The organism is Prevotella heparinolytica (assembly GCF_004342845.1).
Lineage (GTDB): Bacteria > Bacteroidota > Bacteroidia > Bacteroidales > Bacteroidaceae > Bacteroides > Bacteroides heparinolyticus.
The window spans coordinates 97,205-109,277 of the sequence record NZ_SLXB01000006.1 but is presented as its reverse complement, the minus strand read 5'-3'; the positions used below and the strand labels follow the sequence as shown (position 1 = coordinate 109,277).

8 protein-coding genes and 1 tRNA gene are annotated in these 12,073 nt (G+C 46.9%); 3 read left to right on the top strand and 6 right to left on the bottom strand.

Annotated elements, in window-relative coordinates; genetic code table 11:
* Positions 1 to 4 precede the first annotated feature (4 nt).
* Complete coding sequence (locus EV202_RS04855; RefSeq protein WP_131925829.1) at positions 5 to 778, top strand: hypothetical protein; 774 nt, start codon at positions 5 to 7, stop codon at positions 776 to 778.
* Position 779: 1 nt separating this feature from the next.
* Here the strand turns inward: EV202_RS04855 and EV202_RS04850 are convergent, their stop codons facing one another.
* The 5 genes from EV202_RS04850 to EV202_RS04830 all read right to left on the bottom strand — a co-directional run bounded on the left by EV202_RS04850 (position 780) and on the right by EV202_RS04830 (position 8,763).
* Entirely contained in the window at positions 780 to 1,256 is a 477-nt protein-coding gene (locus EV202_RS04850; RefSeq protein ID WP_106069107.1) for a low molecular weight protein-tyrosine-phosphatase, read from the bottom strand.
* Between the two features lie 133 nt (positions 1,257 to 1,389).
* Positions 1,390 to 3,855 carry a replication restart helicase PriA gene (gene priA / locus EV202_RS04845; protein ID WP_131925827.1) on the bottom strand — a complete coding sequence of 822 codons (2,466 nt, stop codon included), beginning with the start codon at positions 3,853 to 3,855 and terminating at the stop codon, positions 1,390 to 1,392.
* Positions 3,856 to 3,959: 104 nt separating this feature from the next.
* Entirely contained in the window at positions 3,960 to 4,328 is a 369-nt protein-coding gene (locus EV202_RS04840) for a hypothetical protein (RefSeq protein WP_234878243.1), read from the bottom strand.
* Positions 4,329 to 4,413: 85 nt separating this feature from the next.
* Positions 4,414 to 7,587 (bottom strand): hypothetical protein, encoded by a 3,174-nt coding sequence (locus EV202_RS04835; protein WP_131925826.1) that lies wholly within the window; start codon positions 7,585 to 7,587, stop codon positions 4,414 to 4,416.
* 525 nt (positions 7,588 to 8,112) lie between these two features.
* On the bottom strand, positions 8,113 to 8,763 hold the full coding sequence (locus EV202_RS04830; protein ID WP_106069110.1) for a porin family protein: 651 nt from the start codon (positions 8,761 to 8,763) through the stop codon (positions 8,113 to 8,115).
* Between the two features lie 254 nt (positions 8,764 to 9,017).
* Between EV202_RS04830 and EV202_RS15025 the strand changes: the two genes are divergently transcribed.
* Together EV202_RS15025 and EV202_RS04825 are read left to right on the top strand one after the other, a co-directional pair.
* Positions 9,018 to 9,106, top strand: a tRNA-Ser gene (locus EV202_RS15025).
* A gap of 33 nt (positions 9,107 to 9,139) precedes the next feature.
* Positions 9,140 to 9,673 (top strand): GNAT family N-acetyltransferase, encoded by a 534-nt coding sequence (locus tag EV202_RS04825; RefSeq protein WP_106069111.1) that lies wholly within the window; start codon positions 9,140 to 9,142, stop codon positions 9,671 to 9,673.
* On the opposite strand, the gene EV202_RS04820 is transcribed toward EV202_RS04825, so the two are convergent.
* A complete protein-coding gene (locus EV202_RS04820; protein ID WP_165899396.1) occupies positions 9,619 to 12,057 on the bottom strand; it encodes a DEAD/DEAH box helicase in 2,439 nt (812 codons plus the stop codon). The genes EV202_RS04825 and EV202_RS04820 overlap by 55 nt on opposite strands.
* Positions 12,058 to 12,073: the final 16 nt, after the last annotated feature.

Here is a 12,073-nt window from a genome sequence, read left to right as displayed (position 1 = left end):
TACCATGGAAGTGAATAACAAAGAACAGAAAAGAGCCGGACAATTGCTGCAAAGCCTGCAAGTGAACCTGCATCAAATCAAGAGTTTCAGTTTCATGAAACGCAAGCAACAGAAGTTGTCGTCAAGCGGTGCACCGGCCAAAGGCCAATACGGGCCGGGCATACTGACGCTGCACCTGCAGGATGGAAAAGAAAAAACCGTCTGCCTGCCGCCTTTCCGCCACCCGTCGTCGGTGGTGCGCTTCCTTGTAGCCAACGGCATTGCATTCGACAACTACACGCCACGCCAACGCACGATAGGCGAGATTCCCACAACGACCTACCAGCGCACATCACTCTATATGTTCTGGTTCTTCGTTTTATTCCTGACGTTCCTCATACTGGGCTACTACTCCATCGGCCTCCATGCCTGGTGGGGCTTCCTCACCGCCTTTGCCTCCTTTGCCTTGAGCCTTTTCTTCATCTGCATGCTGATGACCCGCTTCTGCTACCTGACGCTGACCAATGAAGCACTCGTCATACACAGCATAGGCAGAACGATACGCTACCCGTACCGAAGCCTGCGAAAGGTGAACTTCGATTTTGCCCGCGAGCAGAATTTCACACACGTCATGGAATTGTTAGACAATCACTACCGCTACCGGCTGTTCTACATCGGAAGGGTGTCCAGAAAGAAGCTGAACGAGATTGCCGAACTGCTGCAACAGGCAGGAGTGGACGCCACTTGCAGCCTGAACGACCAAAAGAGATACTATCAGGATAAATATATCGCCCATTAGGCTACGAATCCATCTCTGCCAAAAGGCCGGCACAGGCATCTTCCAGAATATCGAGCACATACTCGAAGCCTTCGGCTCCGCCATAATAGGGGTCGGGCACGTGGTCGGCATGCGCAAACTTCGTGCAATACTCCGTCATGCGATGCAGTTTTTTCCACTCGGCAGTGGAGGGAGCACGTTCTTTCAAGTCATCCATATTGCGGTCGTCCATTCCTATGATCAGGTCAAAGTTATAGAAATCGTCCGTACACACAGGACGCGAGCGGTGAGCCAGGTTGTAACCCCGCCGTGCTGCATGGGCGCGCATCCTGCTGTCGGGCAATTCACCCCGGTGATAGGATGATATTCCTGCCGAATCGACCACGAACCGCTCTGCCCGATCTGCCTCTTCCAGCATCTTCCGCATCACTCCTTCGGCAGAAGGAGAACGGCAGATATTGCCTAAACAAACAAAAAGTATCTTCTTTTTATCTTCCATACATAAAACATCTACATACATAATGATTAGCAACGAAAAAGCTACCCAAACGTTTTTGTGTCATCGACGATTTCCGCCAATAGTTTGATTAAGGGCATACTCATGGGGGACTTTTTTTCTTCTTATAAAATCGTTACATGGGATCTACATCATAATAGACAATCAGCGACTTGAAACGGTCTTCGGCTACCATCTCCTTCTGCACCTGCACAAGCAGCTCGCGCACGCGTGCCATCGGAGCCGTTGCTTCGAGTTTCAGAACAATCTTACGGATAAACAGCATCTGCACACGTGCCACCGCCGGTTTGTCCGGACCCAGTACCCGACTGCCGAAAACGGTACGCAACTTGGCGGCCATTGTCTGCGCCATCAGGTCGAGCAACGTCTCATTCCGGTTTTTCAGATAGACATACACCAACCGATAGTAAGGCGGATAACGGAACATCTGACGCTCGGCCAGTTGTCCGCCCGCCATCGCCTCGTAATCATTGGCAATGACTTGCGGAATAATGGGATGATCCACACTTTTGGTCTGCAATATCACCTTCCCCCGTCCGCTTTTCCGTCCGGCACGTCCCGCCACCTGCGCCATCAGCTGGAACGCACGTTCGTAGGCACGGAAATCGGGATAATTCAGCATGGTGTCGGCATTAAGAATCCCAACCACACTGACACGGTCGAAATCAAGTCCCTTGGATACCATCTGCGTACCTATCAGGATATCCGTTTTTCCTTGCTCAAAATCGGAAATAATACGTTCGTATGCCGTACGCGTACGAGTAGTATCCAAATCCATCCGGGCTATCCGAGCTTCGGGGAAAAGTTCTTTGATGTCGTCTTCAATCTTTTCCGTGCCGAAACCTCGATTGCGCAAGTCAGTGCCTTCGCACGCCGGGCAGGCATGCGGAAGCTGGTAGGTATAGCCGCAATAATGACAAGTCAGGCGGTTCATCCCTTTGTGATAGGTCAGGCTCACATCGCAATTCTTGCATTTGGGCACCCATCCGCACGTATTACACTCTATCATGGGGGCAAAGCCACGGCGGTTCTGGAACAAGATGACCTGCTCTTTCCGTTCCAAAGCCTCACGTACGTATTGCAGCAGCAACGGCGAGAAAGGACCGTTCATCCTCTTCTTGCGATGGAGTTCTTTAATGTCCACAGGAATAATTTCAGGCAACTGTACCTCTTTATGCCTCTCTTTCAGTTCCACCAAACCATACTTGCCCGACAGGGCATTGTGCCAGGTCTCCACCGAAGGAGTAGCTGTGCCCAACAACGTTTTGGCTCCACACATGGATGCCAGCATGATGGCCGCATTACGGGCATGGTATCGGGGAGCAGGGTCTTGTTGCTTGTAGGTGTTTTCATGCTCCTCATCCACAATGACCAACCCCAAGTTGCGAAAAGGAAGGAATATGGAGGAGCGGACTCCCAGAATGATGTCGTAATCCTCTTCCGTCAATTGTTTTTGCCAGATTTCCACCCTCTCCGCATCCGGGAACTTGGAGTGATAGATACCCAGACGAGAGCCGAAGAAACGTTGCAAACGTTCCGTTATCTGAGTGGTAAGAGCTATCTCTGGCAAAAGGTACAGCACCTGCTTCCCCCGACGGATGGTTTCTTCTATCAGATGGATATAAATCTCGGTCTTGCCGCTTGCCGTCACTCCATACAACAGGCAGACATTCTTTGTCCGGAAATTCTCTTGTATATCATGAAGTGCCTGCTGCTGATGTCTGTTCAGCTCATTGACGGGAACAAGCGGCTTGGTTAGTGCCGTGTTCAGTCTGCCCACTTCTCGAGAATAAACTTCAAAAACGCCACGCTCCACCAGCGCTTTGAATACGCCCGGAGTGGCAGATGCACGTTGCAACAAATCTGTTTTGGAGACTTCTTTCACCTCACGCCCTCCCAAGCAACCGGACAGCTCGATGTATTTCATCAGCAGGTCAAGCTGTTTGGATGCCCGACGCTGCAACTCATCGAAAAAGAAATGCAGTCGACGCTCATTGCTTGCGGCAGCGGTGAGACGTACACAAAGCTCCGTCTTAGGTTTATAGGTACGGCGCAACTCTTCTTTCACAAAGATGGCTTCTTTCTCGAGCAACGCCTTCACTACAGAAAGGATATTTCTGATACCACCCTCCTTCTCCAATTTGGTGACGCTCTGTTCCGGTTCGGCCGAGAGCATATCCAGAATCTTCTGCTCCTTCTCCGGAAGGGGGGCTTCGGATTCGAAATCCGGATTATATTCTACAATCGTTTCGCTTTCCAGCTTCAGGCCGGAAGGCAAAGCCGCCTTATACACATCCCCCGGCGTACAAAGATAGTAATCGGCAATCCATTCCCAAAACGCAAATTGATCAGGAAGCAGTATCGGGTCGGCATCCAACAACGCCGACACTTCTTTTACTTCATAATCGGTAGGCGCACACCGGTGCACATTACGCACTATGCCCGTATAGTACTTCTTCCGGCCGAAAGGCACTACCACCCGGCATCCCGTCCGCACGTCATCCGCCCACTCTTCCGGCAAGGAATAAGTGAAGCAACCATGCAAAGGCAAGGGCAATATGACATCTACATATTTCTTCATTGCGAGGACAAAGATACGACAAAGCCAGAGAGAACAAAAAAAAAGACCGCCTCCTTTTTATTTAAAGGAGACAGCCTTGTTCTGTCGGCAAAATATTGGTCCGTTTACTGATACTTCACCTCTACCCCCATGGTTTCATGCCTCATTTCGCGTTCGCTGCGATAGAGTTTTCCTTTTCTCAGGTAATAGAATTCCTGATTACCGGCAAACTCGATGTTGGCATACTCCAAATTGTCATCTGATTTGCAGGCTTTCCACGTACTTTCATACGTCACCGAGTCAGAGAATGTGATGAGGGTTGTAGAGTCTTCGTGCAATTCAAAGCGTATTCCGGTCTCCGTATAAAATGTTCCGGCAAAAGGATGAGAATTATCCGTTGATTTAGAACCGGAGCCCATGTTGCCGCATGAATATAGTGCAGACAAACAAACAATCATCAATACTGTCCAAAAAGTAGCTTTCATATTCTTCATTCGTTTATTAAAAGAGAGAGAGTGCCCTCCACAGAGAACACCCTCTTTCCTTTTATTGATTGATTATCTTGATGATAGGCAAGATTTATTCACCCGGAGTTCCGGCATTCTTCTTAACTACTACTTCAAATGTCTTAGTGAAAGTCTTCCACTTGTAACCGAACTTAACAGGGATGTAAAGTTTGTAGTCCCAGTTAACCGGAGTACCACTGTAGTTGAAGTAAGTCAATTCTTCTTTCACCGGATCATAAGTAACTTTCGTATTAGAAGGCAGAGGACCATTTGTTACACCTTCTGTCGGAATCAAGTTACCGCCTACGAGCTTCAAGTTAGATTTAACTTCAGTAGTCATCCATTGACCTTCAACTGCCTCATAGAAGTTCCACAAAGCAACCTCCAACGGAGTACCAACTTTCTTCACGGTATAGAAATTACCGCTGGCGTCAGCATTCCAAGAGATATAAGTGAAGGCGTTCTTCACACTGATTGTACTACCTGTGATAGTAGCATCAGTAAAGTTATCCGTCTTACCTTCTTTCACCTTCAGCGGCTCGATAATAAACGCATCGTATGCCTTAATCAGAACAGTATGTGCTGCAGCATGCAGAGGACTGTCATAGCAAAGGTCGGCAACCATCTTGATAGGTACTAACTTACCTACGATAGCTTTGGCTGCTTCAGTCGGTTTGTCATTCACCAAGTCTGCGAACGGATCGTGAGCCGGATTCTTTTCTTCCAACTTGATATTGTAAGTCAATTCAGCCGGATTCAAGTTATTCGGTTTCGTATTGACAATGGTTGCAGCAAGTTCACTATTGATAAACAATTGTGTACCGTCAGCACTTACAGTAGCGTTCATTGCAACATACTTCGTTCCATTGAAATAGTCATACTTATAAGCAGCCGTAGCCAATTTTTCGGCATCGAAGATGAAGCGTACGCCATTCTTTTCGTAAGTGGGTGCACCTGCTACTCCTAAATGTCCGGGAGCAGTAGTCGGATAATCTACCGAATAGTAGAACTTCTTGCCGGCCACGTTCTTATTTGCATACCAGATAGCACCATCAGCACCGGTAGTCGGCTTCTTGCCAAGGTCATCCAAGTAACCGTTCAACAAGTCGGTATAGATGTTACAAGTCGGGTTGTTCGTTGTATTGGCACCCCAAGCCGGGTTAGACTCGGTAGTATTGTAAACAATCGGGTTCACGTTGAATACAGACCAATCAGTACCCTGCTTCCAGTAACGGCCATCATAACCCCACAAGTTGAATACCGGCTTATAGATAGTACGTGTCAAAGTAATAACCAAAGTAGGATATGCGCCTATCGGATCTTTCCAGTAGATAATCTTAGAGAAGTCCATCTTTTCCTGCTTGTTCCAGTTAGGATACTTCTTCACGATATCGGCATGAGTCAATGTCCAGATGATGTTATAAGAATCTACACCACTTTCAGAGTTAATCTTGATTACAGCAGTTCCTTCACCCTTACCGCTTGTTCCGTCGAAGCCGGGATCCGTGTAAACGGCGTGGAATTCTTGCTTCGTCATACCGCCATCCTTAGCCTGTGCATAAATCTTCTCGTTCATGTACTGAGTACCGATAACGCCGTCATAATTAGCGCACTTATAGATTTCATCGTTAAGAGCAATAGAGATAGGACGTACGCCTGTTTCTTTCACCCACTTAATCTTGAAGTAACGGATAGCAACCAATTTGTTGTTTACAGAGTCAACCAATTCGGCACGGATAATCGGTTCGCGGCCTACAGAAGTAGCATTAGGATCAGTGATGGTATAAACTCCTGAAGTCAGGATACCGTTTGCCGGAGAATCGATTTTAGCAAACTTCTGCTGGTCGGTTTCATTGGTATTTCCTTCAGGACCACCCAATGTGATATACGGTGCAGCAGCTTTGTAGAAACGATAAGTCAAACCATAAGCCTTGTAGTTCTTCAATTCTGCGTGGCCAGCGTGGTTCTTCAAAGTATCAACCACACATACAGTCACCAATTTCTTCAGGTCAAGAGGCTTGTTGTATTGCCATTTGTAATCCACTCTTGCGTTAGCCAAAGATTTGTATACGTCTACAGAGTCGCTGTAGTGAACGTAGAACGGATTCGGCTGTTCTGTAAGGTCAGTCTGTTCTTCATCGGCAAACATGTTAACGGTTACGGGCTTGCTGAAGTCGGTTCTGCTATTGGCGATATAAGGAACTTTGATTGCTTCGTGCAGACGAACGTATTCAGAGTTCACATATACTTTTTTGCCTGCTGCTTTTTCTTCCGCAGTCAAGTTAGCTTCCGCAATAGGAGTCTTCAAAGAAACCATGTGGAATGTTTCCTTGTTTCCAGTGCCAAACGGAGTGGCAGCGATAGAACCTACAACTGTTTTCTTAAACTTCACAGTCATCACGTTCTTGTCGATAGAATACTCTACGGGCTTAACCGGATTGTTTTCAGTAACAGCCGTAGCCTTGGTCACGATGTTTTCAGATTTGATGCAATCGAAAGAAGGCAACTCAACATCTTGCGTACGAACACCAACGTTGGGGCTTACATGGAAATAAGCTTCGTTGCGGTCAGTAGAAATGTAGAGAGGAGTTGCTCCACCTACGGCTACGTGGTCCAGTACGGGACGGACTCCGTGAGGAAGAGTGTGATCCGGAAGAGCCTGATATCTCTGCGGAGTGTACTGCAACGTAGTCAGCGTGATAGCGGCAATACCGTTGATGTGTGAAGTAGGAATTACAGCCAACGTAGACAGACGATGTCCGAGCACACTCATCAATTTAGCAGTAAGGGCATCTACTTTAGCAGCCAAATCAGCCGTCTTAACATACTTGCCCTCCATTTCGGTCTTCAAAGCGGCAATCTCTTGAGAAAGTTTTTCCAAAGTAGCCAACTTGTCGATTTGTTCCTGCAAAGCTTTGTCCGCTTTTTCGTAAGCGCCTTTCAAAGCAGCCAATTCTGCGGCCGTAACTCCACCTGTACTTGCCGTAGCAGCCTCCAAAGCCTTTTTAGCATCGGCTTTAGCAGCCTCGGCAGCAGTTTTGGCGGCTGTAGCTTCACTCTTTGCTTCAGTTAGTGAAGCCGTTAAAGTAGCCACCTGTGCTTTTAATTGTTCTAGCGAAGCTTTTTTGTCCATCTGTTCCTGCAAGTTCTTGATGTCATCGTCATAGTCTTTGCAAGATGTGAACACACCTGTAGAAGCCGTCATTAAGGCTCCAAACAAGATTACACTTAGATACTTCTTGTTCATAATAGAATAAATTTAATTTATAAAAAAAACAAAAACAGTCAACAAAATCACTATCGGGGTTCGCTAACCCTCATTTTCTTAATATACAATCAAACACCGCCACTTCGCAGATAACGGAATAAATTATGCCGCAAACATAAGTGTTTTTCCATAAACAAACAAATAAAAAAGCTGTTTTTTTATAACTAAATTAAAAGATTGCATCAAAAAGTATATTTTTATAAATAAAAGGGCGTGCAATTGGCTATAGGAAAGCGTTTGCAGCCATTTTCCCATAGCGCAAAAAGAACTCTTTGAGAAGCAAAAGGTTAGTAGAGGAGTCAACGAGGCTTATAGCTTTACTGAAACCGAAAGCAGGCCTTTCAGAAGAGGTTGACGGAGCAATATTTTTTTCAAGTTCAAATTAATGAAGAATTTGCCATTAAATACCTAACCTAATATGATGCAGGTTTGAGAAGATTATAAAAAAGACGAGGGCATGCCTGCCACACCCTCGTCCAACCGGACATCCCTTTGACAGCCGCTTTAAAAGATATAAGCGGCGGATATCTGCCACGTCTTTGTTTTGGCGTTCTTGCCCAAAACTTTTTCCCATATCGCGCCTGCGGCATCGCCGACAGAGAAGGTATTGCCCATCGGAATCTGATAGTTGACGCCTACCTGCAAATGTTTCAGGATTTTGACGCCCACCCCCACATTCAGGCCTACCTGCGTCTTTTTGGTGTCGACCGCCCCGTCGGTATTCACACCACTTCCTAAAGCCTTCAGGTCTATGTCCTTAAAATTGAAGAAGAAATCGGGACCGGCCGCAATATATATGCCCAGCAAACTGCCCAAACCGATTGTGTACTTCAGGTTGACGGGAATCTCGATGCCCTGCTGCCTTTCATCAATCGAGCCGGAAAAGGTGCCCGCCGAAACATCGTACTTATTTCCTCTTTGCGAATACATCAAAGCTCCATCAATGCCTAATCCTATAATAGGAATGGTGAGCTCTGCCATCGGCCCGATAAAGAAACCGGTGGAATGTTCCTTATTTCCGGCATATCCGCCTTTCCAATCAATCTCCGAAAGATTTACACCACCTTTGACGCCCCACTTCAATTGGGCATGAGCAGGCATGGACACAAGCATGCAACATACAACTATCAAGAAGAAACAAAGACTTTTTTTCATAATCAATCTAATTTAATTTACGAGACAAATATATACAAAAAACTTTCAAACAGAGAAAAAAGACACGTTTTTTTTATTTATACTGTCCTTCCATAAACCTCGGAAACAGAGAAGAAGTATGGCTCAAATGACATCGGTCTTTCATATAATCGGCTTTATGGGGAATAAGCCGGAAAACATGCCCTACATGCAAAAAAAGCGAAGCGAAAAGAACAACGAATCGTAAAATACATTACATTTGCATCGCAATGCAAGGAAAGATGCCAGAGTGATCGAATGGACCGGACTCGAAATCCGGCGAACGGCTTATGCTGTTCCGTGGGTTTGAATCCCACTCTTTCCGCTCCTTTCTAAAGAAATGCGTCAGCCGGTCCCTATGATAGAAGTCAGAAGAACAAAGGTCACAGAAGCAGAAGTCCTGATGGACATCTTCGAGCAAGCCAAACGCATCATGCGGAATAGCGGAAACATGCGGCAATGGACAGGCAACTATCCTTCCAAAGAGATAGTCTTAGCTGACATTGAAAAGGGAAACAGCTACGTGTGCATCGACGAAGCCGGAGAGATTATCGGAACTTTTGCCTTTATCCAAGGCAACGACCCCACTTATACACATATTTACGAAGGCCAATGGGCGGATGACATTTCGCCTTATGGAGTGATTCATCGACTGGCAAGCACAGAAACCGGCAAAGGCGTGGCACACGCCTGCCTGCAGTGGTGCTACAAGCAAATCCCCAACCTGCGCGCCGACACTCATCGGGACAATCATATCTTGCAGCACATCCTGAAGAAACATGGTTTCCAATATTGCGGCATCATCTTTCTGGCCAATGGAGACGAAAGATTGGCCTTTCAAAAAACAGCAAACCGCCTTTTCAACTCTTCCACCCCCATTCCCGTGAAATAATCTTCCACGAAGTTCCAACGTTGTTCGTCCGTCAGTCCGTTTGTCCCGAAGAAGAAGGTGAACAATTCAATCTGCTCCTGAAAAATCTGTTCGTTGGCATCCAAGATGAAATTGCGATATTCCTCGCCGGATGCAAGCCGGTTCAATCTGTCGGAATCATTAAAACGTATAAAGACACAAGGAGTACCGCCACCTTCGACACTGAACGAGAGACAGTCGAGCATGGAAAGCAGATTGAGAAGCATATTCAAGTCAGAGAATGGAGTGCAATAGAACAGCAGACGGTCGCCCTTATTGCCCACTATGCGCTGAGCACATAGTTTCTGATAACGGGATAAAAGCAGATCGAATCCCCTTGTCACAGTAAAAGAAAGTTCATTGGAATCTTTCTTCTTCGCACTGCTGATATAGCTCACACTGCGTCCCTCTTCCGTGCGGCTCTCCAATAGCGAACCGATGAAACGCTTGGCGGAACGCACATCCATATCATGTCCGGCAAAGACAGCACGCAACTCTTCTTCATCAAACTTGCCTTTCGACTTAATCAGAGCCATCTTCATCATGGATGTCAAATCCCTGAACAAAGCTTCCATACGCCGACCGATGACAACCGCATCTTCCTTCAACAGCACTTCATGCTTGCCCACCGACACAGCACGTGCGCCCTCCAACAAGGTTCCGTTGTTGAGTTTCTGCTTGAATTCCTTATATCCCAACTCGGGAAAACGTGCTTCCCAAATCTCCTCCAAGCGTGCTTTATAAACTCCTTCTCCGCCTTCGACAGCAGTCATATAAGCACCGAACTCACGAACAAAGGCATCGCCTGTTTTGTCCTGCACATAGCCCTCGGTCAAGAGGTTCTTGGGCGAGACTTCCAAAAGGGGGGTACCATAACGCAGCTCCATATCTTCTTCCAACCACAACAAAGCCGTCTTAATGAGTTGCCCTAACTCTGCCTCATACTCCAGCTTGTTTTTCATACGCGGCAATTTCACCACAAACTCGAAGTCCGAAAGAGACACCAGCATCTCGCGCTTTTCTCCCTTCATCCGATGCACCTCCATCAGTTTCCGCAAGATGAGCGCCAACTGTTCGTGAGCGATGCTATCGGTCTGATGCAGACGCTTCATGTAATAGAAATCGCGCTCGTGATAATCTGTGGCAGAGACACCTTGAATATTCGCATCGCGTGCCGCGCGGCCTATTTCCTGAATATAATCGACAAACGTACCGGATGGAGCCACATGATAGATGCGGTCGATGTCGCTGATATCCACCCCCATGCCGAATGCTTTGGTGGCAACAATCAGCTTCTTGCTCCCTTCTTTGAACTCCTGCACGATGGCGGCTTTCTGTTCCTTATCCTTTTTGCCGTAATAAGAAGCCACAAGATGCCGGTCGGCAGGTTTCACCCACGTTTTCAGGCGCATGTCTATCCCACCGGCAAAAGGATAATAGAGCAAGGTCTTATGGGTATCCAGAAAGCTGTCTATACGGGCAGAAACCACACGTTGCTTGGCTTTATCGTACGTCTCGCCCTCTTCTATCTGCATCTGCCGGATATCAAAACCGATGTTTTTCCGCCTCACCGTACCGACATGCAGCACACATGGTTCCATTTGCAAAGAGCGGATGGTATCGAACACCATGTCATTGCCTCCTTTCGGATTCCACACGGCCGTAGCCGTAAGTGCAAACAATGGGAAGTCATACCCCAAACTCTGCTTCAAGGTTTTCAGATAACGACCCAAGAACCAATAATCCACCCGGAATTCTTTTCCCCACGTAGTTACCGTATGCGCTTCATCAATTACCACCAGACCGATGCGACGTTCACCGACAAAGTGCCTGATATCGTAAGAAAGGAGCAATTCCGGTGAAAGATAGAACAAATCAATCTCTCCTTCGCGTACCCGACGGTAGACTTCGGCTTTCTGTTCAGGAGAAAGGTCGGAAGAGGCATACGCCACACGGGTATAGCCCAAATCCACCAGATTCTCTGTCTGGTCTACAATCAAAGCTTTCAAGGGAGATATTACAATAGTCAGCAGCTTATACTTTCTTCCCAGATAAATGGCAGGAAGTTGAAATAACAACGATTTACCCGAACCGGTAGGAGCCGTCAGCAAGATATTGTCTACTTGCGGTTCTGCCCGTTGAGCCTTTTCTGCTTCAAGGACAACACTCTCGATCAACTGCCCTTGAGAGATGCAGAATTTGCCTTTTCCCTTGAATAAATCATTATAGATTTCAAGTTCGCGAAATTGCTTGTAACCGTAGATTTCTGTCATCAGTTCACCAATTTCCGCTCTATATGTTTCGGGCAGACACCTCTCTTTCAATTCCGGTAACCGGCGTATTGTTCCTTCCGGGATATTTATCATAATGAATGAATGGGGA

What these genes read in the sequence shown, in the direction of transcription:
- EV202_RS04855 (WP_131925829.1), top strand. Translation starts at nt 5, where the DNA reads ATGGAAGTGAATAACAAAGAACAGAAAAGAGCCGGACAATTGCTGCAA.
- EV202_RS04850 (WP_106069107.1), bottom strand. Translation starts at nt 1,256, where the DNA reads ATGGAAGATAAAAAGAAGATACTTTTTGTTTGTTTAGGCAATATCTGC.
- priA (WP_131925827.1), bottom strand. Translation starts at nt 3,855, where the DNA reads ATGAAGAAATATGTAGATGTCATATTGCCCTTGCCTTTGCATGGTTGC.
- EV202_RS04840 (WP_234878243.1), bottom strand. Translation starts at nt 4,328, where the DNA reads ATGAAGAATATGAAAGCTACTTTTTGGACAGTATTGATGATTGTTTGT.
- EV202_RS04835 (WP_131925826.1), bottom strand. Translation starts at nt 7,587, where the DNA reads ATGAACAAGAAGTATCTAAGTGTAATCTTGTTTGGAGCCTTAATGACG.
- EV202_RS04830 (WP_106069110.1), bottom strand. Translation starts at nt 8,763, where the DNA reads ATGAAAAAAAGTCTTTGTTTCTTCTTGATAGTTGTATGTTGCATGCTT.
- EV202_RS04825 (WP_106069111.1), top strand. Translation starts at nt 9,140, where the DNA reads ATGATAGAAGTCAGAAGAACAAAGGTCACAGAAGCAGAAGTCCTGATG.
- EV202_RS04820 (WP_165899396.1), bottom strand. Translation starts at nt 12,057, where the DNA reads ATGATAAATATCCCGGAAGGAACAATACGCCGGTTACCGGAATTGAAA.